This is a genomic window from Litoreibacter sp. GN1-5, from assembly GCF_055693805.1.
In genome coordinates this window covers 1,728,717-1,754,169 of record NZ_JBVFUP010000001.1, presented here as the reverse complement: position 1 = coordinate 1,754,169, position 25,453 = coordinate 1,728,717, and the positions used below count along the sequence as shown (strand labels likewise).

26 protein-coding genes, 1 tRNA gene, 1 pseudogene and 1 riboswitch are annotated in these 25,453 nt (G+C 54.6%); of the genes and pseudogenes, 12 read left to right on the top strand and 16 right to left on the bottom strand.

What is annotated here, in order from left to right; genetic code table 11:
* Positions 1-71: 71 nt before the first annotated feature.
* Positions 72-147: transfer RNA gene (locus tag ACZ1HF_RS09010), tRNA-Lys, on the bottom strand.
* Positions 148-252: 105 nt separating this feature from the next.
* On the opposite strand from ACZ1HF_RS09010, the gene dapF reads away from it, so the two are divergent.
* Genes dapF through ACZ1HF_RS08995 form a run of 3 tightly spaced genes read left to right on the top strand, consistent with a single transcriptional unit; the run spans position 253 to position 2,948 of the window.
* The gene (dapF, locus tag ACZ1HF_RS09005; RefSeq protein ID WP_472657177.1) at positions 253-1,071 is read left to right on the top strand and encodes a diaminopimelate epimerase; all 819 of its coding nucleotides are present in this window, start codon (positions 253-255) and stop codon (positions 1,069-1,071) included.
* A complete protein-coding gene (mtaB, locus tag ACZ1HF_RS09000) occupies positions 1,071-2,330 on the top strand; it encodes a tRNA (N(6)-L-threonylcarbamoyladenosine(37)-C(2))-methylthiotransferase MtaB (RefSeq protein WP_472657176.1) in 1,260 nt (419 codons plus the stop codon). The genes dapF and mtaB overlap by 1 nt, the downstream gene beginning before the upstream one ends.
* Before the next feature lie 3 nt (positions 2,331-2,333).
* Complete coding sequence (locus ACZ1HF_RS08995) at positions 2,334-2,948, top strand: glutathione S-transferase (RefSeq protein ID WP_472657175.1); 615 nt, start codon at positions 2,334-2,336, stop codon at positions 2,946-2,948.
* 51 nt (positions 2,949-2,999) lie between these two features.
* Here ACZ1HF_RS08995 and ACZ1HF_RS08990 read toward each other — a convergent pair whose 3' ends face one another.
* Both ACZ1HF_RS08990 and ACZ1HF_RS08985 read right to left on the bottom strand, forming a co-directional pair.
* Positions 3,000-3,773 carry a hypothetical protein gene (locus ACZ1HF_RS08990; RefSeq protein WP_472657174.1) on the bottom strand — a complete coding sequence of 258 codons (774 nt, stop codon included), beginning with the start codon at positions 3,771-3,773 and terminating at the stop codon, positions 3,000-3,002.
* A 152-nt stretch (positions 3,774-3,925) separates the two neighbouring features.
* Positions 3,926-4,354 carry a 6,7-dimethyl-8-ribityllumazine synthase gene (locus tag ACZ1HF_RS08985; protein WP_472657172.1) on the bottom strand — a complete coding sequence of 143 codons (429 nt, stop codon included), beginning with the start codon at positions 4,352-4,354 and terminating at the stop codon, positions 3,926-3,928.
* Between the two features lie 77 nt (positions 4,355-4,431).
* A riboswitch (FMN riboswitch) is annotated at positions 4,432-4,573 on the bottom strand.
* Between the two features lie 65 nt (positions 4,574-4,638).
* Between ACZ1HF_RS08985 and ACZ1HF_RS08980 the strand changes: the two genes are divergently transcribed.
* From ACZ1HF_RS08980 to ACZ1HF_RS08965, 4 genes are read left to right on the top strand one after another with little or no spacing between them, the layout of a single operon-like run.
* The gene (locus ACZ1HF_RS08980; protein ID WP_472657171.1) at positions 4,639-5,274 is read left to right on the top strand and encodes an FMN-binding negative transcriptional regulator; all 636 of its coding nucleotides are present in this window, start codon (positions 4,639-4,641) and stop codon (positions 5,272-5,274) included.
* A 1-nt stretch (position 5,275) separates the two neighbouring features.
* Complete coding sequence (locus ACZ1HF_RS08975) at positions 5,276-5,884, top strand: glutathione S-transferase (protein ID WP_472659013.1); 609 nt, start codon at positions 5,276-5,278, stop codon at positions 5,882-5,884.
* A complete protein-coding gene (locus tag ACZ1HF_RS08970; protein ID WP_472657170.1) occupies positions 5,884-6,300 on the top strand; it encodes a GNAT family N-acetyltransferase in 417 nt (138 codons plus the stop codon). The genes ACZ1HF_RS08975 and ACZ1HF_RS08970 overlap by 1 nt, the downstream gene beginning before the upstream one ends.
* A complete protein-coding gene (locus tag ACZ1HF_RS08965) occupies positions 6,297-7,151 on the top strand; it encodes an MBL fold metallo-hydrolase (RefSeq protein ID WP_472657169.1) in 855 nt (284 codons plus the stop codon). The genes ACZ1HF_RS08970 and ACZ1HF_RS08965 overlap by 4 nt, the downstream gene beginning before the upstream one ends.
* On the opposite strand, the gene ACZ1HF_RS08960 is transcribed toward ACZ1HF_RS08965, so the two are convergent.
* Entirely contained in the window at positions 7,148-7,603 is a 456-nt protein-coding gene (locus ACZ1HF_RS08960; RefSeq protein ID WP_472657168.1) for a tRNA (cytidine(34)-2'-O)-methyltransferase, read from the bottom strand. The two genes, ACZ1HF_RS08965 and ACZ1HF_RS08960, sit on opposite strands and share 4 nt — an antisense overlap.
* A 137-nt stretch (positions 7,604-7,740) precedes the next feature.
* On the opposite strand from ACZ1HF_RS08960, the gene petA reads away from it, so the two are divergent.
* The 5 genes from petA (at position 7,741) to ACZ1HF_RS08935 (ending at position 14,288) form a co-directional block, all read left to right on the top strand.
* Positions 7,741-8,307: a ubiquinol-cytochrome c reductase iron-sulfur subunit gene (gene petA / locus ACZ1HF_RS08955; protein ID WP_472657167.1), complete on the top strand. Its 567-nt coding sequence runs from the start codon at positions 7,741-7,743 to the stop codon at positions 8,305-8,307.
* A 12-nt stretch (positions 8,308-8,319) separates the two neighbouring features.
* Entirely contained in the window at positions 8,320-9,669 is a 1,350-nt protein-coding gene (petB, locus tag ACZ1HF_RS08950) for a cytochrome b (protein WP_472657166.1), read from the top strand.
* A gap of 12 nt (positions 9,670-9,681) precedes the next feature.
* On the top strand, positions 9,682-10,500 hold the full coding sequence (locus ACZ1HF_RS08945; protein WP_472657165.1) for a cytochrome c1: 819 nt from the start codon (positions 9,682-9,684) through the stop codon (positions 10,498-10,500).
* A 185-nt stretch (positions 10,501-10,685) separates the two neighbouring features.
* Entirely contained in the window at positions 10,686-11,129 is a 444-nt protein-coding gene (locus tag ACZ1HF_RS08940; RefSeq protein ID WP_472657164.1) for a hypothetical protein, read from the top strand.
* A gap of 78 nt (positions 11,130-11,207) precedes the next feature.
* Complete coding sequence (locus ACZ1HF_RS08935; protein ID WP_472657163.1) at positions 11,208-14,288, top strand: M10 family metallopeptidase C-terminal domain-containing protein; 3,081 nt, start codon at positions 11,208-11,210, stop codon at positions 14,286-14,288.
* A gap of 122 nt (positions 14,289-14,410) precedes the next feature.
* Here ACZ1HF_RS08935 and pufC read toward each other — a convergent pair whose 3' ends face one another.
* The 12 genes and pseudogenes from pufC to ACZ1HF_RS08875 all read right to left on the bottom strand — a co-directional run bounded on the left by pufC (position 14,411) and on the right by ACZ1HF_RS08875 (position 25,445).
* Positions 14,411-15,532 (bottom strand): photosynthetic reaction center cytochrome PufC, encoded by a 1,122-nt coding sequence (gene pufC, locus ACZ1HF_RS08930; RefSeq protein WP_472657162.1) that lies wholly within the window; start codon positions 15,530-15,532, stop codon positions 14,411-14,413.
* Complete coding sequence (pufM, locus tag ACZ1HF_RS08925) at positions 15,460-16,503, bottom strand: photosynthetic reaction center subunit M (RefSeq protein ID WP_472657161.1); 1,044 nt, start codon at positions 16,501-16,503, stop codon at positions 15,460-15,462. The genes pufC and pufM overlap by 73 nt, the downstream gene beginning before the upstream one ends.
* A gap of 3 nt (positions 16,504-16,506) precedes the next feature.
* A pseudogene (pufL, locus tag ACZ1HF_RS08920) lies at positions 16,507-17,345 on the bottom strand (photosynthetic reaction center subunit L).
* A gap of 120 nt (positions 17,346-17,465) precedes the next feature.
* A complete protein-coding gene (gene pufA / locus ACZ1HF_RS08915) occupies positions 17,466-17,630 on the bottom strand; it encodes a light-harvesting antenna LH1, alpha subunit (protein WP_472657160.1) in 165 nt (54 codons plus the stop codon).
* A 14-nt stretch (positions 17,631-17,644) separates the two neighbouring features.
* Positions 17,645-17,794 (bottom strand): light-harvesting antenna LH1, beta subunit, encoded by a 150-nt coding sequence (gene pufB, locus ACZ1HF_RS08910; RefSeq protein WP_472657159.1) that lies wholly within the window; start codon positions 17,792-17,794, stop codon positions 17,645-17,647.
* 226 nt (positions 17,795-18,020) lie between these two features.
* Positions 18,021-18,248, bottom strand: a complete 228-nt coding sequence (pufQ, locus tag ACZ1HF_RS08905; protein WP_472657158.1) for a cytochrome PufQ — start codon at positions 18,246-18,248, stop codon at positions 18,021-18,023.
* Positions 18,241-19,719, bottom strand: coding sequence for a chlorophyllide a reductase subunit Z (bchZ, locus tag ACZ1HF_RS08900; protein WP_472657157.1), 1,479 nt, complete (start codon positions 19,717-19,719; stop codon positions 18,241-18,243). The genes pufQ and bchZ overlap by 8 nt, the downstream gene beginning before the upstream one ends.
* Positions 19,720-19,777: 58 nt before the next feature.
* On the bottom strand, positions 19,778-21,271 hold the full coding sequence (bchY, locus tag ACZ1HF_RS08895; protein ID WP_472659012.1) for a chlorophyllide a reductase subunit Y: 1,494 nt from the start codon (positions 21,269-21,271) through the stop codon (positions 19,778-19,780).
* 129 nt (positions 21,272-21,400) lie between these two features.
* Complete coding sequence (locus ACZ1HF_RS08890; protein WP_472657156.1) at positions 21,401-22,402, bottom strand: chlorophyllide a reductase iron protein subunit X; 1,002 nt, start codon at positions 22,400-22,402, stop codon at positions 21,401-21,403.
* Entirely contained in the window at positions 22,399-23,340 is a 942-nt protein-coding gene (gene bchC / locus ACZ1HF_RS08885; protein ID WP_472657155.1) for a chlorophyll synthesis pathway protein BchC, read from the bottom strand. The genes ACZ1HF_RS08890 and bchC overlap by 4 nt, the downstream gene beginning before the upstream one ends.
* 111 nt (positions 23,341-23,451) lie before the next feature.
* Positions 23,452-24,504, bottom strand: coding sequence for a methyltransferase (locus ACZ1HF_RS08880; RefSeq protein ID WP_472657154.1), 1,053 nt, complete (start codon positions 24,502-24,504; stop codon positions 23,452-23,454).
* Positions 24,505-24,563: 59 nt separating this feature from the next.
* The gene (locus ACZ1HF_RS08875; RefSeq protein WP_472657153.1) at positions 24,564-25,445 is read right to left on the bottom strand and encodes a polyprenyl synthetase family protein; all 882 of its coding nucleotides are present in this window, start codon (positions 25,443-25,445) and stop codon (positions 24,564-24,566) included.
* Between the last annotated feature and the right edge of the window lie 8 nt (positions 25,446-25,453).

Sequence of the window (25,453 nt, the reverse complement as noted above, 5' to 3'; positions counted from 1 at the left end):
AGCGGCACCCAAAAAGGAAAGAGGCCTGTCGCAAAGGAACGATCAAGTGTCATTTGTCACAAGACATAAAATGGTGAGCCCTGCAGGATTCGAACCTGCGACCCACTGATTAAAAGTCAGTTGCTCTACCAACTGAGCTAAGGGCCCACGAAGCGTTTACTTAGAAAGCTCGCCCCATACGGTCAACCCCAAATGCACGGATTGACGCGACATCTTCTTCCAAATGTCTCTTATGGGCGCTATAGGGGCGGTATGCGCAAGGAAGCGACCTCTACTGGCCTGCCGTTCATGAAAATGCACGGGCTTGGAAATGACTTCGTGGTGATAGACCTGCGAAGCAGGGATGCTGTTGTCTCGGCAGATCTGGCGCGCCAGATTGGGGACCGACATCTTGGGGTCGGGTTTGACCAGCTCGCAGTCATCACGACGACGCCGGAGGCTGATCTTGCACTGACATTCTACAACGCGGACGGCTCGACCGCTGCGGCCTGTGGTAATGCAACCCGCTGTATTGCGCGACATGAGATGGACAACACCGGGAAGCGTGAGCTGACGGTGAAAACAGAGCGGGGCATTCTGCAAGCCAAGGACGCAGGCGACGGGCTGACAAGCGTCAATATGGGGCAGCCCTTGTTGGACTGGCGCGATATTCCACTGGTTGAAGAGATGGATACGCTGGAGCTTCCGATCGAAGGAACGCCAACGGCGACAGGTATGGGCAACCCGCATTGTACGTTCTTCGTAGACGATGCAGAAGCGATTCCGCTGGAGACTTTTGGGGCTCGCTGCGAATATCATCCACTGTTTCCTGAGCGCACGAACGTACAAGTTGTGCATGTGCTTGGCCCCGATCATCTGCGGATGCGTGTCTGGGAGAGGGGTGTTGGTATTACGATGGCCTCGGGGTCTTCATCTTGTGCCGTGGCTGTGGCTGCGGCGCGCAAAGGCTTGACCGGACGCAAGGTGTGCGTCGAGGTGGATGGCGGCACATTGCAGATCAACTGGCAGGACGATGGGGTTTGGATGACTGGCCCAACAGCCCACGTCTTTGATGGCGTCTGGAGAGGGTGATGGACGGCAAGGCCCCTGTTTTCAGCACGCATGGGTGCCGCCTCAATACCTATGAGACCGAGGCGATGCGCGATCTGACCGCAAGGACTGGCCTGCAGGATGCAGTGATCGTCAACACATGTGCTGTGACGGCTGAAGCCGTGCGCAAGGCACGACAAGACATTCGCAAATTGCGTCGGGACAACCCGAAGGCTCGGCTGATCGTGACAGGCTGCGCGGCGCAGACCGAGCCGGACACTTTCGCCAATATGGAAGAGGTCGATCTGGTCATCGGCAATACCGAAAAAATGCAATCTGACACCTGGAGCGGGCTTGCAAACGACTTCATTGGCGATACCGAGAAAATTCAGGTGAATGACATTATGTCCGCTCGCGAAACCGCTGATCATCTTATTGATGGTTTTGGCACGCGCAGCCGGGCCTATGTTCAGGTGCAAAACGGGTGTGATCACCGCTGTACTTTCTGCATAATACCTTACGGACGGGGAAATTCCCGATCTGTCCCGGCGGGCGTGGTTGTGGAGCAGATCAAGCGCCTTGTGGATCGCGGTTATAATGAAGTTGTTCTTACAGGTGTTGATCTTACGTCTTGGGGGGCTGATTTACCGGCGACCCCAAAGCTTGGTGATTTGGTGCTGCGTATTCTGAAGCTGGTGCCGGATCTGCCACGGCTCAGGATAAGTTCGATCGACTCGATCGAAGTGGATGATGCGTTGATGCAGGCCATCGCAACCGAGGCCCGCCTGATGCCGCATCTCCACCTGTCGCTTCAGGCGGGCGATGACATGATCCTGAAACGGATGAAGCGCCGCCATCTGCGCGATGACGCGATCCGGTTTTGCGAAGAGGCACGCAAGCTGCGCCCTGATATGACATATGGCGCCGACATTATTGCAGGCTTTCCGACTGAAACAGACGAGATGTTCGAGAATTCGTTAAAGCTGATTGCCGAGTGTGACCTGACCTGGCTGCATATTTTTCCGTACTCTGCCCGCACAGGAACGCCTGCCGCGCGGATGCCCGCAGTGGACGGGTCAACGATCAAAGCGCGTGCAGCAATGCTTCGACAAGCAGGTGCTGCTCAAGTACAAAAGCACCTTGCCGCTCAGGCAGGCAGGGTGCATCGCATCCTTCTGGAAAACCCGCGTATGGGGCGGACAGAGCAGTTCACGGAAGTGGCGTTCACAACTGATCAACCTGAAGGCCAGATCGTGACGCGGCAGATTATGCATGTCGCAGGCGCGCAGCTTGTGGCGTGAGCTATGACACGACCAATCCTGTACAGCTTTAGACGATGCCCCTATGCGATGCGGGCGCGACTGGCGCTTTTGTCCGCGAGTGTAGACTATGAGCTGCGCGAAATCCTGTTGCGGGATAAGCCGCCTGCGTTTTTGGAAAGCTCGCCCAAAGGCACGGTTCCGGTGCTTGTTACCAAAGAAACTGTGATTGAGGAAAGCCTTGAGATCATGCTTTGGGCTTTAGCCTGGAATGATCCGGAAGGTTGGCTTGAGATGCCGGAAGTGGGCCACGCATTGATTGCCGAGAATGACGGCCCATTCAAGATAGCACTGGATCGCTACAAATATCATACACGTTATGGCTCTGACCCAGTGGCAGAGCGTGAAGCAGCGAGCCTATTTTTGCGCAAATTGGATGATATGTTGAACGGTCAGGCGTTTCTGTTTGGCACTGACCCAAAGCTTGCCGATATGGCTATTGCGACATTCGTGCGTCAATTTGCCAATACTGATCGTGCATGGTTTGATGCACAAGACTGGCCGGATTTGATCCGCTGGCTGGACGCATTTCTGGCCAGCCAGCGGTTTGTAACAATCATGAAAAAACATCCAGTTTGGCAAGCCAACACCGATCTCTGATCAATCATAACGTTGGCCGACCCCGCTGCTATGGTTAATGCAAGGCTATTATCACCCCATTACATCATCGGTAATGGTGAAAGACAGATCCAGCTCAGATAGCAGATCGCCCTGTCCTTTGTTCTCTGAATAGCCCTTCAAACTGAGATCATATGTACCTTCTTTGAAGTTATCCCGGCCATTCAAGTCACCATTTTTATCGCCAAACAAAGCATAGGGCTCTATGTTTTCAATCCTTGACGTGACGCCTTCTAAATCCAGGCCAACACTGGTAACAGCATCATTTCCATTCTCTACGACCAATGTGACATCGCGGTTTTCAACAAACTCAAATGGGACTTCGGTGCCGTTCTTGATTTCGGTTAGAATTTTATCCGTATCAGCATCTGCAAGGAAAACCTTGAGATCTGAGTCTGCGGGCGTTTCCGCAACCGGTTCAGGCTCAGGCGCGGGGGTGCTTGGTTGCTGTTCTGCAACTTCAAATTGATAGAGTTGCTTCTTGCCGCCAGCATCATCAGTCAGGCCGAACTCCAAACCTTTGCTTGTGTCGATGTTTTTTCCGATATTAATCGTAAATTTATTCTCGACTGTATTTTCGTCATAGATGTAACGGCCATTACTGTCTCTTGGGCCGTCATCGGCATGAAGTTCGATCTCGTACACCTTGCCATCATAGGTCAAGGCATCGATGTGCCTCGCGGATGCGAAGTCACCGTCTCTTAGGACTTTATCGTAGCTGAACTCCAGTTCCAGATTGCCAGTGTCTGGATCGTAAGTTGCTGATGACAAAGGGGATTTAAACTTATCGCTAAGTGCTAGTTCCATGATGCCTTACCTATTGTTAAAAAACAGGTAAGACATAACAAGCTTGGCTTAAGGCATAAGCCAATGACTGATTTAGTGTGGATTCAAGCGATTGACTGCCAAAAGCGTAGCAAGCACCAGCGATTTTTTGCGCCCGGATATCTCAACGGGTTCTAAGACAAAGATGCATAAGTCTTTTGAACGCTGGCCGCTGCCTGCGCCGCTTCTTGCCCTTTTTGTACAAAATGATTCTTGAAGAAGGCGATCTGTGTTGGCGTTTCCTGAAAGTTATGCGGCGTCAGAACAACGGATAGCACTGGCACGCCAATGTCCATCTGCGCGCGCATCAGCCCGTCAACCACCGCAGAGGCTACGAAATCATGCCGGTAAATTCCGCCATCCACGACGAAAGCCGCGCCGATTACAGCAGCATACTGCCCGGTCTTCGCGAGGTTTCTCGCCAAAAGCGGTATCTCGAAGGCGCCAGGGATGTCGAAAACCTCAACTGTTCCTTCGATTTCTGACTGAAACCCGATAAGGGCCTGATTGACGATTTCTGCATGCCAGCCTGCTTTGATAAACGCATATCGGGTGTGTGTCATAGCGATCTCCTTTCTCAAAAGTGACACGTCACCCAAGGCGATCACGAACGAAAAACCGCGCAGAAAGCACGGGTTTCGCACGTTCTCTTCCATCCGGACTATGACCGTCGGCTCTGGCGTCTCACCAGATCTGCTGACACCCCGAAGGGCCGCTCGCGGGCTCACAGTTTGTTGCTGCATACCGCCGGTGGGGAATTTCGCCCCGCCCTGAGAACACATTCATACTGCCGCCCCCTTGGACATGGTGCAATCCCAATCTAAGGTTTCGTGAAAAAGGACTTGAAATGCACCCGAACCCTGCCTTCCGAAAAGAAACCGATGCACAAAACATCGCATTCGTGCAATCGCGTGCCTTTGGAACATTGGCGATCAATGGCGATGATGGTCCGCTGACCAGCCATATCCCGTTCCTTTTGTCTGACGATGGCAAAATAGGCGAGTTTCATCTGGTGAAATCAAATCCGATCTATCGCGCCCTTGCGGCATCACAAAAGGCTGTGATTACGGTTCTGGGGCCGGATGGCTACATCTCGCCCGATTGGTATGGCATCGACGATCAGGTGCCGACGTGGAATTATGTTGTTGTGCGGTTGGAGGGTGTTATCCGCCCAGCGTCGAAGGATACGCTGCACCCCATGCTGGACCGCCTTTCTGCCCATTTCGAGGATAGGTTGATGCCGAAGCCGCCGTGGGCAAGTGCCAAGATGACCGATGGCGTGATGGAGCGGATGATGCGTGCCATCGCACCGTGTCTGATGGATGTTACCAGCATCAAAGGCACTTGGAAGCTGAACCAGAACAAACCCGATGCTGTGCGCCTTTCTGCAGCAGATCATGTTGCCCACAATGGTATTGGGCATAATACTGAAACACTCGCCTTGCTGATGCGGCAAGCTCAACCCCTTAATGAAAGTTCCTGACATGCGCCTCTATCACAGCCCTACATCGCCCTATGTTCGCAAGGTAGAAGTCCTTCTGAAAGAGACCGGCCAGCTTGACGATGTCGAAATGGTCTCGGCGGGTGGTACACCGCTTGACTCAGGCAGCAATCCCGTTGCCCTGAATCCGCTTGGCAAAATCCCAACGCTGGAGCGGAGTACGGGGGCGACGCTATATGACAGCAGGGTCATCTGTAGGTTTTTGGATGATCGTGCTGATGCGGGGCTTTATGGCAAAGGCGCGCAAATGTGGGAGCTTTTGACACTAGAAGCAACCGCTGACGGCATTCTGGATGCGGCTGTCCTGATGGTCTATGAGGCTCGCCTGCGGCCGGAAGATAAGCGTTTTCCTGATTGGGTTGAAGCGCAATGGCGCAAGATAGAGGGCGCGCTGAACGCGCTTGAGACACGGTGGATTAGCCATCTGTCAGGGCCATTGAATATTGGCCAGATCGCGGTCGGATGTGCTTTGGGTTATCTCGATTTACGCAATGCGGACCGCAACTGGCGAAAAGGCCATGATGGGCTGGCAAGTTGGTATGAGGAATTTGCCAAGCGTGACAGCATGATCAGCACGGTGCCGGTCGGCTAATGCAGATTGTCCGTGCGACACAGGCGGATATAGCGGATTGCCTTGCGATCCGCTGGGCCGTCTTCATTCAGGAACAAAAGGTAAGCGAGGCCGAGGAGGTCGACGGCAAAGACCCTGAATGTCGCCACTATATTATGCGAAGTCAGGATCGCGCAATTGCCACGGCCCGTGTTCTGCCGATGGATGAGGTGGCCAAAATCCAGCGTGTTGCAGTGTTGCAAAGCCATCGCGGCACCGGGCTTGGGGCCGATCTGATGGCGTTTGTGCTGAACGATTTGAAGGGTAGCTTCAAAACCGCCAAGCTTGGCGCGCAGATACAGGCGATAGGTTTCTATGAAAAACTTGGGTTTGGCGTCTTCGGTGATGAATATCTGGATGCCGGTATCCGGCACCGCGATATGAAGATCAATCTATGAAGAAAAGTATTGCTCTGCTTGGGGTCAAAGGTGGCCCTGCAATCCGGCCGGGATCACATATGCCAACCTCGACATTGCTGCATCTGGGGGGACGGGGCATTCTTGTGGATGCGGGGCTTGGTGTCACCCGTGGCATCTGCGATCAGGGCGTCGCTTTGACAGACATAGATATGGTGTTTGTGACGCATCTGCACTCGGACCATTATCTTGAAATCGGACCGCTCTTCCATACGGCCTGGGTCGCCGGTCTAACGCGGCCTGTCCCTGTCTTCGGGCCGCATGGTTTGGACGCATATTGGCAGAGCTTTCTTGCCTCGATGAAATTCGATATCGATCTTCGTATTGAAGATGAGGGCAGATGCGATCTGGACAAGCTGGTTGATTTGCAACATCTGGCCGAGGGCATCGTGTTTGAAGATGACGGCCTGACCGTCACAGCGCTGCACAATGTTCATCCGCCGATTATGGAAACCTATGCTTTACGCTTTGAAACTGCTGATACACGTATCGTGTTGTCCGGTGACACGGCGTTTATGGACGCGATGATTGATTTTTCAAAAGACGCTGATCTTTTGGTGCATGAGGCGATGTTAACAGCCGGTGTTGAAGCGCTTTGTGCGCGGATGACAAATGGGGATGAGCGTTTGCGAACCCATATCCTGCGCAGCCATACAAGTGCCGAGGATGTTGGGCGTATCGCTTCGCAAGCTAACGTGAAGCAGTTGGCGCTTCACCACATGGTCCCTGATGGGGATCCGGATTTCACAGATGCCGATTGGGAGGCCGCAGTGCGCACTCATTGGGATGGGCCGCTGCATCTGGGTAAGGACGGAATGAAGATAACGCTCTAATCGCGCATCTGGCGTAAGGCTTCAGCCACAGCAATACCTGCTGCAATCGCGACATTCAGGCTGCGCCCGCCGCCGGGCATGGGGATTTTCACCCTTGCGTCCGCCGCCTGATGGACTTCCTCGGTCACGCCAGCGCTTTCGCGTCCGACAATCAGGCAATCCCCCGGCTCAAATTTGAAATCCCATAAATCAACTGCGGCTTTTGTGCTGAGCAAGACCAGTCGTCCCGCATCACGATCATGCTGGAAACTATCCCATGTGTCATGCCGCCTGACATCGGCTTTTTCGCCGTAATCCAGAGCGCGCGTGCGGACCTGTTTTAGTGAAAATGGAAAGCCACAGGGCTCGATCACGTGTACGGGGACGTCAAAACAGGCCCCGATACGGATCAGCGACCCCAGATTTGGTGCTAAATCCGGCTGAAAAGCCGTTATTTCAATGAGGTGCGACAAATGGTTTGCCTTATTGCTTTTTCTTGTCTGGACGAGTCATAGGGTTCGAATATATCAACCCCCGACAAGGCTGCGTATTTCACGTGGCCCCTCAAGGGTATCGGCCAATCAACAGGTCAGACAAGGGAGAAGTTCTCGTGTCCCACGCAGACGATCATGATAACGCCACGCGGCGTGACTTTCTTTACTACGCGACCGCAGGTGCGGGGGCTGTGACAACGGGCGCTGCCGTATGGCCGCTGGTCAATCAGATGAACCCATCCGCTGACGTACAGGCGTTGGCCTCTATCGATGTGGATGTATCAGGTGTTGAGCCTGGGACGCAGATCACGGTCAAATGGCTGGGCAAGCCGGTTTTTATACGTCGACGCACGCAGGACGAGATTGATGCGGCGAACGCCGTTGAACTGTCACAGCTGCCCGATCCGGTGGCACGCAACGCGAATATTCAAGGCGACGTTGAGGCGCTGGATGAGAACCGTACCTTGGGGGATGGTGAGGAATGGTTGGTCATGATGGGTGTCTGCACGCACTTAGGTTGTGTTCCTTTGGGCGACGGCGCTGGCGAGTTTGGCGGTTGGTTCTGCCCCTGCCACGGATCGCACTACGATACGGCTGGCCGGATCCGCAAAGGGCCGGCGCCCACGAACCTGCCGGTTCCACCTGCAGAGTTCACTGACGAAACAACGATAAAACTGGGTTAAGGGAGAAGACACATGGCTGGTATCCCACACGACCATTATGAACCGAAGTCCGGGGGCGAGAAGTGGCTCAACAGACGCCTGCCAATTGTCGGGCTGATGTATGACACTCTGATGATCCCGACACCAAAGAACCTGAACTGGATGTGGATTTGGGGTATTGTTCTGACATTCTGTTTGGTGCTGCAAATCGTCACCGGCATTGTGCTGGTGATGCACTATACGCCGCATGTCGATCTGGCCTTCTCGTCAGTTGAGCACATTATGCGCAATGTCAATGGCGGCTATATGTTGCGCTATTTGCATGCCAATGGCGCGTCTTTGTTCTTTGTCGCGGTTTATGCGCATATTTTCCGGGGTCTTTACTACGGGTCCTACAAGGCTCCGCGCGAAATTACGTGGATCATCGGGATGTTGATCTACCTTGCCATGATGGGAACGGCCTTTATGGGCTATGTGCTGCCTTGGGGGCAGATGTCCTTCTGGGGTGCAACCGTGATCACCGGCTTGTTTGGCGCGATCCCTGGTATTGGTGAGCCGATCCAGACATGGCTACTTGGCGGACCTGCGGTGGATAACGCGACGCTGAACCGTTTCTTCTCGCTGCATTACCTGCTGCCATTCGTGATCGCAGGTCTTGTAATCGTCCATATCTGGGCGTTCCACACCACGGGTAACAACAACCCCACCGGGGTTGAGGTGCGGCGGACATCGAAAGAAGAGGCTGCAAAAGACACGTTGCCATTCTGGCCTTATTTTGTGATGAAAGATTTGTTTGCACTGGCTTTGATCATGGTGATCTTCTTTGCCATTGTCGGCTTCATGCCAAACTATCTGGGCCACCCGGACAACTATATCGAAGCAAACGCGCTGGCGACGCCTGCGCATATTGTCCCCGAGTGGTATTTCCTGCCATTCTACGCAATTCTGCGGGCGTTTACGGCCGATGTTTGGGTCGTGCAAATCGCAAGCTTCGTGACCGGTGGTATCATTGACGCCAAGTTCTTTGGCGTTCTGGCCATGTTCGGCGCGATTGCGGTAATGGCATTGGCTCCGTGGCTGGACACATCTTCGGTGCGTTCAGGCCGCTACCGGCCAATGTTCAAATGGTGGTTTGGGTTGCTGGTTGTGGACTTCGTTGCGCTCACATGGCTTGGCGCACAACCAGCCGAAGAACCCTATGCGTCCTTCGCCCTGATCGCATCGGCTTATTGGTTCGGCTATTTTCTGATTATTCTGCCCCTGCTTGGCGTGATCGAAAAACCACTGCCACAGCCAGAAACCATCGAGGCAGACTTTGCCGCGCATTACCCTGCGAAAGATAACGATGCTGGCAGCGTGCCAAACGCAAACCCGGCTGAGTAGAGGAACAATAATATGCTGAAGAAACTCTCACTCTCTGTCGTTCTGGCCACAGGCATTGCGACCAGTGCATTCGCTGCAGGTGATGCAGGTCATACGCATGACGTAGATTTCTCGTTTGAAGGGCCGTTTGGCACATATGACCAGAACCAGCTACAACGTGGTTTGAAAATCTACACTGAAGTCTGTGCAGGCTGTCATGGCCTGAAATTTGTTCCTATGCGCACGCTTGCTGACGAAGGTGGCCCGCATCTGCCGGAAGAGCAGATGAAAGCCTATGTCGAACAATTCTCCGTAAATGATGAGGGCGCCAATCAACACCTCTACGACCCTGAACTGGACGAGCTTCGACCGCTGAAGCCCACCGACCATTTCCCGGCAAACAATTCGCAGGGCGCGCCTGATCTGTCCCTTATGGCCAAAGCGCGCGCTGGGTTTCACGGACCTTACGGCACCGGCATCAGCCAGTTTATAAACGGGATTGGCGGGCCAGAATATATCTATTCTCTTCTGGTCGGTTATACCGGTGAAGAAAAGGAAGAGGCTGGCGTGACGCTTTATGAAAACACGGCTTTTCCCGGTGGCTGGATCAGCATGGCGCCACCCCTTTACGGTGAAGATGTTGAGTTTGATGACGGTCACTCCAACAGCCTTCATCATGAAGCTGAAGATCTTGCGGCCTTCCTGATGTGGACAGCCGAGCCAAAGATGGCTGCGCGCAAGCAAACAGGGTTTGTCGCTGTATTCTTCCTGACTATCCTGACTGTTCTGCTGTACCTGACCAACAAGCGTCTCTGGGCACCGGTCAAAGGGAAAGAGCAGAAAGAAACCTAACCAACGGCTTGAAAGCTTTCTGAAACGCGCCTCCTTTGGGGCGCGTTTTTTCGTTGCGTCAGGCCGAAGCGCAAAATGTTGCTTTTTGCTGATAGCTCTGTGATGTTCAGAGTGGGTAAGGGGATATTAAAGGTTCTGCTCCAGACACGAAGACGTCGTGGATCAGTATTTTGGGGATATGTACGGTGAAAAGACATCTTATCGGCGCGTGCATTGCGCTTGGCTTAGTTTCAAGCGGGCCTGAGGCAATGTCGCGCACAGATAATGCAACCATCATTTACACCTGTAGTGGTGAGCCCGGGACAAAGCCAGATCAGATCAAGATGGCTTGTGCCGCCTTACAAACCGTATTGACTAAGGCTGCTGAAACCAGCGGCAATGCAGTTCAGCAGGGTAATAAGGACATAGCTGCGAAGCAGGGGCGTCTGTTCGTGGAACTGCGCCTGACAGAAACCAGGCCATCCTTCATTGCAGGCCATTTGATCTGGGCAGAATGCAGTGATGGTGTCTGCGAGCGCGAAGTAACCTCAGAATCTGTCCAAACTAGGGCAATGGACACCATATTGAGGCCGCAAATATATGAACAATTTGCGTCAGCTCTTTTGTCTGTGACACGGCTGCCGGTCTGAGTTGCCAATCCGACAAGGTAAATGGAATATACTCAGCCCCTTTGGGTAGGGCGCTGATGAGGGGAAAGTAAAGATATTATGAACACGAACATCGTTCAGTCGCTTGAGGAAGAAATTTTTACCGTTACGTCCAATGCAGTTTTAGTCGAGTCCGGAGATGCTGCAAATAATGCTTCTACAAGTAGCGCTATGGCCGTTGGTGACTCTTTTATCGGCAATATTTCATCGGTTGGTGATCAAGATTGGGTTCGCCTATCTGTGACAGAGGGCCAATCAATCTCTATTACAATGACGGGCACTTCTGGTGGCCTTGATCCTTATCTGGAAGTGTATGCTGCTGATGGCGTAACCCGTCTCGCCTTTAACGACGACATTAATTATGGTGCTGGCAATACTAACGCACAAATCATTTTCGCTCCGACATCGACCGGCGATGTTTTTATAAATGCCCGCGCGCATGCGAATGCGTTTTCTGGTGGTTACAATTTGAGTGTGTCATCCGTAAACACACTACCAGTCTACACAAATGATCAGATAGCCGATTACCTCACTGAGGGATATTGGACAGAATCTGAGGGCACTAGCATTAACCGGTTTTCGTTTAATGTCGCACCCGGTGGAACACTTGATGTCGATATCACCAGTTTGACTGCCGCTGGTCAGCAATTGGCGACATGGGCCTTGGAAGCATGGGCCAATGTGACGGGTCTTGTCTTTAATTTCGTTGATGAATCTGCGGGCTCTGCCGTAGCGGATATTTTCTTTGATGATAATCAGGCAGGCGCCTTCGCGGGGTCTAGTTTCACCGGCAGCGGCGATATCATCAGATCAGAGGTAAATGTCAGCACGGCCTGGTTATCATCAAATGGGACGTCGCTCGATAGCTACTCTTTCCAGACCTATATTCACGAAATTGGGCATGCCCTGGGGCTGGGACATGCTGGCGATTATAACGGTAATGCCAGCTATTCCCCTCTTGCTGGCGGTGGTGGTGACAACCATTATGTCAACGATAGCTGGCAAGTTTCTGTCATGTCTTATATGTCCCAAGCCGAAAATACTTGGCTTAGCGCCAGTTTTGCATTCACGATGACGCCAATGGTTGCTGACATTTTGGCTATACAGAGCTTGTATGGCACAACAGGCAATATCCGTTCCGGCAACACCACATACGGGGAAAACTCAACTGCTGGCGGATATCTGGACCAGCTTGAAGATACGACACGCGCTATCACTTTCACGATCTACGATGAAGGTGGAACTGATACAATTGATTTCAGCTCTGTCACAGTTGCGCAGGAAATTGATCTGCGTGAGGAAGCTGCTTCCAACGTAAATGGTCTGGTAGGCAATATGTTGATCGCCCGAGGGACCGTGATTGAGAATGTACTGTCTGGATCGGGCGCCGACACAATCACCGGAAACGCGGCCAATAACTCAATCCGGGCGGGTGCTGGCAATGACATTGTCAATGGTGGCGCTGGCGCGGACCGGCTATTCGGCGAGGCTGGCAACGACATCCTTATCGGTGGCACTGGCAATGATCGCCTTTACGGCAGCTCTGGCGATGACCGGCTTGAAGGCGGCGACGGTGACGACTATCTGCGCGACGAAAGCGGGCGGGACAGTTTTATCGGTGGCGACGGGGTCGATTTGGTCTCTTACTGGGGTCATAAATCCGGTGTGACCGCCGACCTGGCAACTGGTGCGAATTCTGACGGTGATACCTATGACAGCATCGAAAACCTGTTGGGCTCAAACAGTGCTGACGATACGCTGCGGGGCGATACCGGGGCCAACCGTTTGCTGGGCGCCGGTGGCGATGATCGTTTGGAGGGTCGCTCGGGCAATGACCGACTGGAAGGTGGCGCAGGTAAGGACCGGCTTTATGGCGGGTCTGGCAATGATGAGTTGATCGGCGGCAGTGGCGACGATTACCTGCGCGACGAAAGCGGGCGCGACACATTCAATGGCGGCAGTGGTAATGATACGGCTGCTTATTGGGGCCACAAAGCGGGTGTCACCGTTGATCTTCAGAGCGGCGAAAACTCCAGCGCGGATACTTATATCAGCATCGAAAACCTGTTGGGCTCAAACAGTGCCGACGACACGCTGCGGGGCGATACCGGGGCCAACCGTCTGATGGGTGCCGGTGGCGATGATCGTTTGGAGGGTCGCTCGGGCAATGACCGACTGGAAGGTGGCGCAGGTAAGGACCGGCTTTATGGCGGGTCTGGCAATGATGAGTTGATCGGCGGCAGTGGCGACGATTACCTGCGCGACGAAAGCGGGCGCGACACATTCAATGGCGGCAGTGGTAATGATACGGCTGCTTATTGGGGCCACAAAGCGGGTGTCACCGTTGATCTTCAGAGCGGCGAAAACTCCAGCGCGGATACTTATATCAGCATCGAAAACCTGTTGGGCTCAAACAGTGCTGACGATACGCTGCGGGGCGATACCGGGGCCAACCGTCTGATGGGTGCCGGTGGCGATGATCGTTTGGAGGGTCGCTCGGGCAATGACCGACTGGAAGGTGGCGCAGGTAAGGACCGGCTCTATGGTGGGTCTGGCAATGATGAGTTGATCGGCGGCAGTGGCGACGATTACCTGCGTGACGAAAATGGACGTGACACATTCAATGGCGGCAGTGGTAATGATACGGCTGCTTATTGGGGCCACAAAGCGGGTGTCACCGTTGATCTTCAGAGCGGCGAAAACTCCAGCGCGGATACTTATATCAGCATCGAAAACCTGTTGGGCTCAAACAGTGCTGACGATACGCTGCGGGGCGATACCGGGGCCAACCGTCTGATGGGTGCCGGTGGCGATGATCGTTTGGAGGGTCGCTCGGGCAATGATCGCCTTGATGGCGATAGCGGCAACGACGTTCTGAACGGTGGTGCAGGCGCGGATGTGTTTATCTTCGACAATAATGGCGGGCAGGACGTGATCGAGGATTTCTCGACCACGGAAGGTGACACGCTACGGATTGATGATGCCAACTGGAGCGGGACATTGACCGCGCAACAAATCCTCGACACTTACGGCAGTCAGCAGGGCGCGAACTATGTGCTCGACTTTGGTGATGGCCACAGCATCACCCTGAACGGCAGTGTTGACGAAAACCAACTGGCCAGCCAGATCGAGATTTTCTGAAGTATAACCTGATATAACCAGAGCCACATTGTTGGTATCGACTGTGGCACTGGTATCTGCTCAGGAAAGCTTACTGCACCAAGAGCCGGGTCGGCCAAAATGGCCGATCCCGAAATCGTCAGTTACTCACTGTAGACAGGCGTGCTGCTTGTTGCCAGTTCAGGCCAGTCCTTTATGACATTCAGGCCCTGATACGGTTTCTGGTAGCCTTTGTGACACGTCGCACAAGCCGCCTTTGGTGCATCCCCGTGAGCCACGCCCAACCGTTCTGCAGGATATGTACCCTGCAAAGGTATCAGGTAGTCGTTATTCAGTTCCTGAACCATACCGATACCCAAACTTGCTGTGCCCCATTGCGGTGTGACCTGCTCGGGATCATAGAAAGCACGGGAGTTGTGGCAGAACACACAATTCACCCCAAGCGAATTGCTGAAGTAGTTCATCAGGCTATAGGTGCGCTCGGTATGCTGGATCGTCTGGTATCCTTCATCCCCCGGCACACCGGCAACGCGGCTTTCCAGATCATGCACTGTGATCTGTTCGCCATCGACCAACAGTTTCTCCAGCATGTCAGAGGGTAGGGACGTGGCTTGCGATGTAGACGTTGCCCGATTTTGCACAGCGCTCCACCCGGCCATATTGGTATTCTTGAGGGGTGTATTCTTGAACCAGATATTGCTTGGAACCGGTTGCCCACGATGGCAAGTTGAACAATTCACACCAACCTGACCATTGGCATTCACATGCCCATCCCAGTTTTCATTGATGTTCTGTGTCATCTGGATCATCCGCAGGGAGACGACTTTGGTATAGAGGTCGTCAGAGCCATATGTCTCTACATCGCCATCACCGTGACAATAGGCGCAGCCTTGCTCTGGCGAGACCCAAGCGGTGATCGCGTTCATCAAACGATTGAAATTATCTTCCGTCAGATCACCAAGCACCTGCACGTTTTGATAGATGTCCTTGGCCAATGGATCACCTGCTGTCGGAATGATTGGATCATCTGTATAGTAATCCTCAATCGTTGGGTCCCCAATTGCCAAATCCGCCTTGAACTCTGGCACGGACATACCTGTTCCACGCGGCCCTGCCTGAAGGCTCGTCGTCGCAAAGGGTTGTCCCCAGGACACAAGCAACGCCGCCAGAAAAACGGCCCCACCAACGACCCCTATTGCAATGGCAGGCCCATAGATATTGGTGGGGTTTTCCTTGTTCCAGCTATTAAACCACTTGGGTAACATGGCTCAGTTCCCCCTGCATTATATGCTTCATAGCCGTAGCTGCCATCATACATGGGTGCGAAGTTGTGTTCCTGCGCCCAGATGAACCAGTTATCGACGACCGTGCCAGTCAAGAGGATGCCGATACCACCTGTGATCGGGGTGAGTACTGCAAACCACCATGCCCAACGGTGAATACCTTCCATCGTGGCGTTGAACCCCATGGTCCAGCGCCAGAACAGTCCTGCACGTTCCGAGGCTGTGCCGCGGTCAATGATCTGCTCTAATTCTCGATCACCTCCCTGACGGGTGACGGCCAAAATGGTCGCGCCGTGCATGGCAAACAGCAAGACCGAGCCGTAGAGGAACACGATCGAAAGACAGTGGAATGGGTTGTAATAAAGGTTGCCGTAACGGATCGAGAACGCCGTTGTCCAATCGAGATGCGGGAAGATGCCGTAAGGCACGGCTTCCGACCAGGATCCCATCAGGATCGGGCGGAACAACCCCAGCACCAAAAACAACCAGATGGCAGAGGCAAAGGCCCACGCAACATGTTTGCCCATATTGTGCATCTCCGCCAGAAGGTAGGTTCGCAACCACCATGCACAGACCGACACCAGCAAGAAGAAGCTGGAGATGATGTACCAGCCGCCTTCATTCAGGGGTGGCACGCTAAGTCCATATTCCGGTGATGGCGGCTCCAGCGCCAGCCAGAACAGCTGGCGGATGAATTCCGGGATGTCCCAGCCGACCTGTGCCAGCATATTGATGCCAACGATGTTGAACCAGATCAGCCCTGTGGCCAATGAGATGACCCCAAAATACCCCAGATAGATTGGCCCAAGCTGTGCATTGCCCAGCCAGCCGATCAGGGTGGAATAGCGTGGGGCTCCGGCTCTTTCCGCCATCATGTTGTTTTCATTGTCCATGCCCCATTCGGGCGTGCCCTGGACCTGAACTTGCGTGAAGATGTTTTGATACTCAGGCATGGCTTATAACCCCACTTGGCTTGGCCAGATCGGCATTTCTAACCACCAGTTCCACCATTCCGGCCAGCCTTTCGTCCAGACCGGGCCAGAAATGATGATGCAGACCGCTGACCAGAAGCCTGCATTCAGTGCCAGCAGAAGGCCCACACGGTGGATGCCCAATGTGCCAACGGAATAGCCAATGAAATCGCGGAAGAACGTGTCCTCATGGTCTGGTGTTTTCATTCCTTCGCCCTTGGGCGGGTTGGCGGCAGACAGGATCAGTGCCCCATGAAGTGCCAATGCCAATGTGGTAGTGAAGAAGAATGTGACCGCCAGCATATGCGCCGGATTGTAATGGAAATGCAGGTAGGCGTAGCCGGTGTTCGACACCCAATCGAGATGCGAGAAGATACCATAGGGAAACCCATGCCCCCATGCCCCCATCAGAAGTGGGCGGAAGATAACCAGTGTGCAGTAAGCGAAGATGGCAAAGCTGAAGGCGAACGGGACATGGTATCCGATGCCCAGCTTGCGGCAAATCTCGACCTCGCGCAGCGCCCAGCTGACAAAGGCGCCAACTGCACAGAAGGTGATGATCTGCCACAAACCACCCTCCATCAGCGGAGCCATTCCAAGCCCGTATTTCAGATCAGGCGGTGCAATATTGATCAACCATGGGTTGAACGTGCCTTGTTGTGACGCCCCCAGAAAATCAGGATCGTGCCCAGAAGGGCGAAAAAGGCGGTCGTGACGCCAAAGAAGCCGACGTAAAACGGCCCCACCCAGAAATCGAACAGATCACCACCGACCAGAGTGCCACCCCGGACGCGATATTTCCTCTCGAAACTCAGCAATGCCATGCCTGTGTCTCCTTGTTGGCGGCCTTGATCGTCTTTCGGGTCTTAGCCGTGTGATTATTTCTTGGTTTGCTGCGGCCAGAGGTTCGGGGCGTCCGCCCGCAGCATTGGTAAGAGCTTCGATCAACCGCCTGCAGCTTTTTGTGCTGCAAGTTCAAACCAGTTGAAGTGGTCCGTGCTCAAGAGGACGAGATGGATCATCGCCGCCAGCAAGAACAGGAACACGCCTTGTGCTACAAACACGCGGCGCGGATCGAAAATCAGCCAGATCTTGTAAAACTTAGCCATGTTTCAATCCTTCCTCAGAACCACGGACGCCAGATGAACGTGGCGAGGTGAGCAACGACAGCCACGGCTGAAAACAGCCAAAGCCCGCTCATATACACCGCGTGCAGCTCTTGCGCCTGCTCGTCAGTTAGACCTGTAAAAGACAGGTCTGTTCTATCAGACATGGTTTCCTCCGAAATTAGTCTGACGCCGCGCCCCCCGCGGCCGGGTTATGTCGAGGGCTCATCCCCCGTCACAATCCGCCACCCCGGGGGGAGTGACAGATCAGGTATCCCAGTCTTGCGACCGGAAATTCGTCTCGCCGATAGGCGAGGCGTTGATCTCTGCCGTCTCCCCGACAGAAGCTAATTTCGCTGGCGGCTGTTCAGACCGCCGGGCTCCGAACTTGGGTCAGGCCGAAAAAATCATAGGCGTGATGATCCGCGCCTGTGACCAGGCCCGTGCGACGGGGCCTTTATTCGCCAATGTGCCGTTCTTCAGAAACGCAATGGCCCACGCAATCAGCGCAAGCGGCATCGCAGCAACAAAGATGATGGCGAAATAGACATAAAACTCGGTACGTGGTGTCCTACGCACCGGGGCGGTGTCAAAACCGCCATTTGATGTTTGGTCACTCATTCAGAGCCTCCTCCTTCAACTCAAATCCGGCCGGCGCGAAGGCCGCCATGGTTTCTTTGACAACCCGCTCAGCGCCTTGTTGCAAAGCTGCGGCTTCCGCCTGATCGCGTAGTGTTTTCGCGGCAGATATACGGGTCAGTATCGGGTGTTCCGCGACGATCCGGTCCAGCAGTGCCTGCGCATCTGCGTCCCATGGGAAGTCGCGTTTCAATGTTGTGGGGGTTGCGTCTACCGCGTCCATTTCGCTGCCCAGCGGCAGAATGTGGAACAGGGCATCAAACAGGCTGTTGCAGACCTCTTGAACCAGATAGGTCGCGCCTGCATAGCCCATGAAAGGCGTGCCGGTTGCACGGCGGATCGCGGCACCGGGGAAGCTTGCAGGAATAAACGCAGGCTGCGGCCCGAACCCCGCCCTCATCTCGGCCAGATACATCTTTTCATTGATGGACCCCAATACGACAAGCGGGCGCTTTTGGGCCATCATCGCCCGAACATCATCATTGTTGGTTTTCTTGCCCCGAATGCGCGGCACTGCGAAGGCACATGGCAGGCCCATGTCGCTTTCAAGGAAATTGCGAATACCGCGGGTATAGGTCTCGTTGGCGACAATCGCGAAGCTTGCGGTTGCGAAGAAATCCTGCGTAACCGACCGCCACAAATCCCAGAGCGGCTTTATGGTGGAATGCTTCTCACGCTCGATGAATGGTTCCGGATCCAGCCCCAGTAATTCACCCAGAGACCGCAGGAATTTCGTGGTAGAGTCCAGCCCAATGGGCGCTTGCAGATAGGGTTTGTCCAGAACCTCACAAAGCCCGCGACCAAATTCGCGATACATACAGATATTGACGTCAGCGTTCACCAGATTGCGCATCTCGGCAACATGAGCCCCAAGGGGCATGACCATGTTCAGCTCGGCCCCGATGCCTTCGACCAAGCGTCGGATTTCAGCAAGGTCAGAGGGCATGTTGAATGTGCCATACATCGGCCCAAGGATATTGACCCGCGGGGCCGCGCCATCTTCGCGCTTCGCCTCTTTCGGCATACGCCCCTTGGTCATGCCGAATTCAGTGAAAATCCATGTCATCGCGCGATCTGCGGATTCCCACTGATCCTCATCGATCGTGCGAGGCAGAAAGCGCTGTATGTTGGTGCCCTGCGGGGTCACGCCACCCCCGATCATCTCGGCGATGGACCCTGTGACAACCACAGCGGGCAGCGCCGGATCAAGGGTTTTCCAGGCGCGTTTCATCGCGTCTTCTGTGCCAGAGCCCATTTCCCCTTCGCCCAAGCCAGTGACAACAATCGGCAGCTCATGCGGTGGCATGGCATCGGTGTAATGCAACACTGATGTTATGGGCAGGTTCTCGCACCCGACCGGCCCGTCAATAACGACTTGCAAACCTTTGACAGCGCAAAAGGCGTAAACTGCCCCCCAATATCCGCCTGCTCTGTCGTGGTCCTGAATCAACATATCTCAGGCTCCAAACCATATAGCTGCGTGTTCTGATTATGAGCGCTCAAACGGGACATCAGATCATCTCCTGAGCTTTTGCCGCCTTCGCAGCACGCTCAAGTTTTTTGCGGTTCAATTCGCGGAAATCTGACCGGATATTCGGATCACCTTCCCAGATGCCCGCAGTATCTTCGCGACCTACGCCTTCGAAGAAGGTACGCATCGCGACCATACGGTCTTTGTTGGCAATCGCGCCATTGACAACCTGCGCCAAAGATCCGGCACCTGCGGCCCCCATCAAGGGGCGCGCACTGATCAGATTGGTGAAATAAAGGCCAGGAATTCCTAGCTCTTTCGCTTTTTGTACAACTGGCGTTGTCCCGATAGACAAGTCCGGCTTGATCGCTTCCATCGCGGCACGGTCATCTTCAAGCGATGCGCGGTATTTCACGGTCACGCCCTTCGCGGCCAGCCATTCAGCATCCGCTGCAGACCATTCGGTCTGGGGGCAGGCTGTTCCGACATAAGGGACAGTTGCGCCGCTTTCGATTAACAGGCGCGCGACCAGCAGTTCAGACCCTTCATAGCCACTAAGCGTAATCGTTCCAGAGATCGGGGTAGCAGCAAGCGCAGACTTTATCGCCGGGAGAGACGCATTCTGTGCTGCTGCTACCTCCATGTCAGAAAGACCGAACACGTCTCCCAGACCTCTAAGCCACATGGCAGTGCCATCGACACCAACCGGGGCTGATCCGAGGACAGGCCTCCCGGCAGCCTGAAACTCTCGGATTGAACTTGTGTAAAACGGATGGATCGCCGCAACCGCGCCACAGTCAAGGGCCGCATAAAGCTCGCGCCACTCGCGGCAGGGAACGGTTGGCCCAGCAGCCAGACCAAGAGGCGCGATAAGCTGCGCAATGGTCATCGGGTCCGCAGGGAACATCTCGCCCAGAAGCGTGACTGTCGGGCGATCGGATTTGCCCGATGCAGGCGCTGCGACCGGACCCGCCTCGGCCTCTTGGCGGGCATAGTTGAGCATGGCACCTGCAAGGACGTCTTTCGCTTCCGCATGGGTTGGAATACCAAAGCCCGGCACATCAATGCCAATGATCCGCACGCCATTGACCTCGGATGGCAGCAAGCGAAGTGGAACGCCTGACGCGGTTGGAACGCAAAGATTGGTTACGACAATCGCATCGTAACGGTCAGGATCAGCCAGATCGTGAACGCTGTCGCGGATATCCTCGAACAGCTTGCCTGTGACCAATGTTTCGGAATTGAACGGCACATAACCCACAGATCGGCGCGCGCCATAGAAATGCGATACGAAAGTCAGGCCATAAACACAGCAGGCGGACCCGCTGAGGACCGTTGCAGTGCGGCGCATTCTCAGACCAACGCGCAATGACCCGAATGCAGGGCACATGCTTTGCGGTTGGTCATGCGGGCCTTGCGGGTAGTCCTTGGCATATTGATCAAGGATGTCTGATTTGCCCGCCTTTCGCGCCGCGTCCTTCATCGTGTCCGTAGACGCGCAAACGCCTTCATTTGGCAGCGCGGTTTCGTTCACCTGAATGGTGCCGGTCGCGTCACGGGTGACTTCATATGTGGCGGTTTCGCTCACCCGACATCCTCACCTTCGCAAGGTGGTGTTTCCAGCCCTGCAAGGTCTTCATCCCAAAGCGAAAGCTCATCCAGATCAAACATTGTCATACACCACTTCAAGGGATTGCTTCTCGATTGCATTCTTGCCGCGCATATCCTCATCAGATGCAGGGACAAGCGTTACGTTTCCGCCCGTTTCTTCGGCGTCGAAAAGCCCGAGCAGCCCGTCCTGATCCAAAGGGGTAGGGCGCACAGGTGGGGCCATTGCGACGGCGTCGCCAAGCCCGGCAAACAGATCACCCCATTGGGATGCCGATGTGCCGACGATTTGATAATTGGCGGATTTCTTGCGCAGATCATCGTCCTGTGGGATTGCAGCAAGGATTGGAATATCGACCGCATTGGCGAAAGCTTCTGCTTCGCCCGTGCCATCATCTTTGTTGATCACAAGCCCTGCGACACCGACATTGCCGCCGAGCTTGCGGAAATACTCCACCGCAGAGCAGACATTATTGGCAACATAAAGCGATTGCAGATCGTTCGACGCGACAAGGATAACCTTTTGCGCCATATCGCGCGCGATTGGCAGGCCAAAGCCGCCACAGACCACGTCGCCCAGAAAGTCGAGCAGGACATAATCGAAATCCCAATCATGAAAGCCCAGCTTTTCCAGAAGTTCAAATCCGTGGATGATACCTCGGCCACCGCAGCCGCGCCCAACTTCCGGGCCGCCAAGCTCCATCGCAAAGACGCCGCCACGCTTGAAGCAAACATCGCCGATCTTCACGTCTTCTCCGGCCAACTTTTTCTGGGTCGAGGTCTCGATAATCGTCGGGCATGCCTTGCCACCGAACAGAAGAGATGTTGTGTCAGATTTAGGATCGCACCCGATCAGCAGCACACGTTTGCCTTGTTCGGCCATCATATGGCTGAGATTGGCGAGCGTGAAACTTTTGCCGATACCGCCCTTGCCATAGATTGCAATAATCTGGGTTTTAGAGGTTGGTTCTTCGGCAATTACATCGGCAAGGTCTTCATGGGCCTCATCGCGCAGGCGTTGATCGAAATCCTTCAGATTTGGTACTTCGTCTTTCATGCGACATGTCTCCAATCGAGGATCATTTTCAGGCAGGCCGGATCGCCGAACGCCTGTTCGTATGCATTTGTGGCATCTGTGCTCTTGGCGGTATGTGTGATCAGTCCGTCCAAGGACAGGATGCCGCTTTCAATCAGGGCGCGGGTCGCCATCAGGTCATCTGCATTCCATTCTGCGGAAATGCGGAACCGAGCCTCTTTCATAAAGGCAGGTGGGAAGGCGAAACTCAGCGGTTCGGCATAAAACCCCGCCAAAACGATCTCACCGCCTTTGGCGAGTCGTGTGATCAGATCATTAAGTAAGCTGCTGTCACCTGACGCATCATAAATGCAGCCATAGTCATGGCGCGGGTCGTCATCGGGGTGAATGACCTCATATCCTTGCGCGCCAGTTTGTCGAGCCTTGTCGACTTCCCAAACTGTTGGCGGGTGCCCGCCCGCTGCAACGGTCAGGCGTGCCAGAAGCCTGCCCAATACACCGTGTCCCACGATTAGATCAGGGGTTTCGTTATGCAGCCCTGCCATCGCATGGCGTGCTGTTCCTGCCAGTGCCAGCAATACACCCTCAGCACCCATACCGTGGTCTATGCGTGATACGCGATCCGCCGGAGTCACTATATGACGGGCTGCGCCACCGAAAAGCCCTTTGGCCCCATCGTAGCAATTGGCACCGGGGACAAAGACGCGATCACCCGTTTTGAGGCTACAGTCAGGACGGGCTTCGATCACTTCCCCCACCGCCTCATATCCGGGGACAAGCGGATAGCCCATACCAGGGAAAGGTGGCATCTGACCTGTCCAGAACAGTTTCTCGGTTCCGGTAGAGATACCTGAGTGGGTGATATTGATGACAATGTCACTGTCCCCGGGCGCAGTCAGGGCCAGTTTTTCAAGGCCCAATTTCTTTGGTCCTGAAAGTAAGACCGCGGTTGTTTCCACGAAAGCCTCCCGCTTTTGCAATGCTCTCGGTTTATGGAGAGTCCTTTTATGTAAGTTTAAGTTTACATACTTATATGTCAATAGTTTTAGACAGCACAGTTCTTGTCGTGTTTAAAGGGGCTTCCGTGCTGAGATGCAGCTGGTCAAAAATGGTCTATCGCTTTTGAAAATATGAATATTTTCAAAACCTGCACTATGTAAGATAGCCCCGATGCTATCAGCCGACCGAGCGCGCCCAGTGGTCATTGCCATTGTGTACAGGGAAAAATACACATCCCCTGCGCGAGTCGGGGAGGCACCCCCTGACATTGGCTCAGAGATAAATATGCGCCCACCTACAGGAAGCGTGTCGAAGACATTTCGGATCAAAGTATTCACCGTGTCATCGCTATGATCATAAAGCACCCGGATCAGGCTGATCGCATCCGCGCCCTGTGGCAGGTCATCGTGAAAGCTACCGCCGATCTTGTGTATAGCGGTGTGATCCGATGCGCCTGCAATAACGGATGGCAGATCGAACACTGTCAATTTCAGCGCGGGGTATGCCTTGGCGACGTGGCGTAGAAACGTGCCTGTGCCACCTCCAACATCCATCAGGTGAGATGCGCCGCTGAAATCCAAGATGCGCAGTGTCTCTTCCGCGACCAAGGCTTGGGACTGCGCCATCAAATCGGAATACCTAGCGGCAACCGCATCGGGTATGTCCTTTACACCTTCGCCCCGCACGTAAGGCCAGAACTGCGCAAGCTTGGGGTCTATTTCGTTGCGCAGCAAAGCGACCGGATCCGTCAGGTCGCGGTAAAATACGCAATGGTGGCGGATCATGTCCTGCAAGCCCGGCACACCCAGAATTGCCGCGCCGCGCCGCGCAATACGATAGCCGTCGCCTTTGCGTTCAATCAGCTTTAAAGCCGCCGCCGCCTGGCAAAGAATTTCCGCCCGATCCGGCGTCAGACCTAACGGTGCAGCCAAGGCCTGTGATGTCATAGGCCCGGTTTTCAGGTGATACAGAAGATCAAGCTCCACCACGGCAAGCAAAACCTGACTGTAAGTAAATCCCGCAACCAGATCGAAGATTTCAGTTGCATCCCTGCGCGCTTTTCGGCGGGTCAGTGGGAACGCACTGGCCCAGCTTTGAAATTCAGGCGACGCAATGCGTGACATGAGCCACTGGTGCAAGCTACGGACCGTCTTGAAGGGGTGATCGATAGACGCCACCGCGATCAGACCGTTTGGTGGTGCGCAGAAACGACCGGGGCTACAGGTGTCAAACGCTCAGCTGTTTTGCGCACGACTTCGGCCAGAGCCGCTTCGCCTTCGCACGCAGGGATCGAGGCAATAGCGCCCCCCAGAATATCCTTCAGCCGTCGAATCGCACCCTGAACTCCAAGCTTGGCAACCGCATTGGGGCGGTTGTGGATTTCATCCTGCCCGACGGGTTTGCCAAGGGTTTTGGCGTCATACAACGCGTCGCGCAAATCATCGGCGACCTGAAATGCCTCACCAATGCGGGCGCCAAGCTCTGTCCATGGCTCCGGGTCATGTCCGGCGGCAATCGCCCCCATGCGTGATGCTGCCACAAACAGGGCACCGGTCTTGGCGCGGTGATAGGCGGACAGGTCAACCTTTGGCTCGCTCTCCCAGGCCTGACCGGCACAGATGCCATTGGGCATACCTGTTGATTGGGTAAGCGCACGGATCAGGGCGACACTACGCTGACAATCCAGTTGTGCCTGCCGCGCCAGCACTTCAAACGCCATGATGATAAGGCTGTCCCCGGTCAAAAGCGCAATCGGTTGCCCATATGCCATGTGAACGGTCGGCTTGCCTCGGCGGATATCTGCGTCGTCAAAGCAAGGCATATCATCATGCACCAGGCTGGCGCAGTGAATTAACTCTATCGCAGCCCCGGCCGCATCGGGAATGGCTGGCTTGTCATCTCCGCAGGCATGGGCGACAGACAGGCAGATTTGCGGCCTGATCCGCGCGCCACCGGGCATCACCGCATATTCCAGCGCAGAGGCGAGTTTGGGCGGGGCCGACCCAGCCTGACCGGTTTGAATGGCTTGGGCAATCGCAGCCTCGATACGGCGGGTGAATGGCATGGTTGCTC

What these genes read in the sequence shown, in the direction of transcription:
- ACZ1HF_RS08965 (WP_472657169.1), top strand. Translation starts at nt 6,297, where the DNA reads ATGAAGAAAAGTATTGCTCTGCTTGGGGTCAAAGGTGGCCCTGCAATC.
- ACZ1HF_RS08970 (WP_472657170.1), top strand. Translation starts at nt 5,884, where the DNA reads ATGCAGATTGTCCGTGCGACACAGGCGGATATAGCGGATTGCCTTGCG.
- ACZ1HF_RS08990 (WP_472657174.1), bottom strand. Translation starts at nt 3,773, where the DNA reads ATGGAACTAGCACTTAGCGATAAGTTTAAATCCCCTTTGTCATCAGCA.
- ACZ1HF_RS08985 (WP_472657172.1), bottom strand. Translation starts at nt 4,354, where the DNA reads ATGACACACACCCGATATGCGTTTATCAAAGCAGGCTGGCATGCAGAA.
- petB (WP_472657166.1), top strand. Translation starts at nt 8,320, where the DNA reads ATGGCTGGTATCCCACACGACCATTATGAACCGAAGTCCGGGGGCGAG.
- pufC (WP_472657162.1), bottom strand. Translation starts at nt 15,532, where the DNA reads ATGTTACCCAAGTGGTTTAATAGCTGGAACAAGGAAAACCCCACCAAT.
- pufQ (WP_472657158.1), bottom strand. Translation starts at nt 18,248, where the DNA reads ATGAGTGACCAAACATCAAATGGCGGTTTTGACACCGCCCCGGTGCGT.
- ACZ1HF_RS08890 (WP_472657156.1), bottom strand. Translation starts at nt 22,402, where the DNA reads ATGAAAGACGAAGTACCAAATCTGAAGGATTTCGATCAACGCCTGCGC.
- ACZ1HF_RS08980 (WP_472657171.1), top strand. Translation starts at nt 4,639, where the DNA reads ATGCACCCGAACCCTGCCTTCCGAAAAGAAACCGATGCACAAAACATC.
- ACZ1HF_RS08880 (WP_472657154.1), bottom strand. Translation starts at nt 24,504, where the DNA reads ATGTCACGCATTGCGTCGCCTGAATTTCAAAGCTGGGCCAGTGCGTTC.
- bchZ (WP_472657157.1), bottom strand. Translation starts at nt 19,719, where the DNA reads ATGTTGATTCAGGACCACGACAGAGCAGGCGGATATTGGGGGGCAGTT.
- mtaB (WP_472657176.1), top strand. Translation starts at nt 1,071, where the DNA reads ATGGACGGCAAGGCCCCTGTTTTCAGCACGCATGGGTGCCGCCTCAAT.
- ACZ1HF_RS08875 (WP_472657153.1), bottom strand. Translation starts at nt 25,445, where the DNA reads ATGCCATTCACCCGCCGTATCGAGGCTGCGATTGCCCAAGCCATTCAA.
- dapF (WP_472657177.1), top strand. Translation starts at nt 253, where the DNA reads ATGCGCAAGGAAGCGACCTCTACTGGCCTGCCGTTCATGAAAATGCAC.
- pufA (WP_472657160.1), bottom strand. Translation starts at nt 17,630, where the DNA reads ATGGCTAAGTTTTACAAGATCTGGCTGATTTTCGATCCGCGCCGCGTG.
- ACZ1HF_RS08945 (WP_472657165.1), top strand. Translation starts at nt 9,682, where the DNA reads ATGCTGAAGAAACTCTCACTCTCTGTCGTTCTGGCCACAGGCATTGCG.
- pufM (WP_472657161.1), bottom strand. Translation starts at nt 16,503, where the DNA reads ATGCCTGAGTATCAAAACATCTTCACGCAAGTTCAGGTCCAGGGCACG.
- ACZ1HF_RS08935 (WP_472657163.1), top strand. Translation starts at nt 11,208, where the DNA reads ATGAACACGAACATCGTTCAGTCGCTTGAGGAAGAAATTTTTACCGTT.
- ACZ1HF_RS08995 (WP_472657175.1), top strand. Translation starts at nt 2,334, where the DNA reads ATGACACGACCAATCCTGTACAGCTTTAGACGATGCCCCTATGCGATG.
- pufB (WP_472657159.1), bottom strand. Translation starts at nt 17,794, where the DNA reads ATGTCTGATAGAACAGACCTGTCTTTTACAGGTCTAACTGACGAGCAG.
- ACZ1HF_RS08975 (WP_472659013.1), top strand. Translation starts at nt 5,276, where the DNA reads ATGCGCCTCTATCACAGCCCTACATCGCCCTATGTTCGCAAGGTAGAA.